General features: G+C 55.5%; 1 pseudogene. It reads right to left on the reverse strand.

From position 1 onward, the window contains the following. Positions 1–854 (reverse strand): annotated as a pseudogene (locus tag GHO42_RS03800) (IS5 family transposase). Positions 855–926: the final 72 nt, after the last annotated feature.

A 926-nucleotide genomic window follows, 5' to 3' on the forward strand; every position in this document is an offset into this window, starting at 1 on the left:
CTAGGCTCTGTACGTAAAGTATTGTCGCAAGCACCGCATAGCGCAGGCCAATGAGACCATCGCCGCAAAACTTGTTGCGAGCTTGTCGAAGCGCGTCACGATGCGACGGTTCTCCTTCAGCCAGCCAAACATGCGTTCGATGATGTTGCGCTGCCGATATTTGGGGCGATCAAAAAGTCGAGGCAATCCTGGCTTGGTTTTGCGCTTCATGCTTCGCAACGGAATGACTGGCTGCATGCGATAACGATCACAATACTGGCGCAGCGCTTCAGCGTCGTAACCCTTGTCAGCCAGCAACCAGCGGCAACGCTTGCGTGGGCGACCGCGCAGGCTGGGTATGCAAGCCTGATCGAGTAGCGGTTGGGCATAGGCTATATCGCTGGCTTGTCCGCCTGACAACAGGAAACGCAGAGGCACACCATTGGCGTCGCACAGCATGTGAATCTTGGTCGTCAGGCCACCCCGGCTGCGCCCGAGCGCGTGGTCTTGCGGTTCTTCAAATCCCCTTTTTTCCCGGCACCTGATGAGGCCCGGGTTGCTCGTACGGCAGTGGAGTCGATCATCCATGTTTCCAAGTCAATCAAACCCTGCTCATTCAATCGGATATGAAGACGCTTGAGCATCTGATCAAAAGCTCCGCAATCACGCCATCCCCGGAACCGTTGATAGATCGTTGACCAAGGGCCGAATCGTTCGGGCATGTCTCGCCAGGCTGCGCCAGAGCAAAGCACCCAGAGAATACCGTTTAGCATCAGGCGATCATCGGCCCGAGGGCGCCCGGTGCGCTGATTTTTGGTGAAGATATCTGCAACCAGATCCCAGGCTGCGTCGGGGAGTTCATACCGCTTTGCCATCTTGGCCTCCTGGCTTTAATGGCGGTGTATTTTACAGAAAATCGTATTTCTTGGGTTTACGTACAGAGCCTA

The organism is Pseudomonas sp. FSL R10-0056 (assembly GCF_009600105.1).
In the GTDB taxonomy this organism is placed as follows: Bacteria; Pseudomonadota; Gammaproteobacteria; order Pseudomonadales; family Pseudomonadaceae; genus Aquipseudomonas; species Aquipseudomonas bubulae.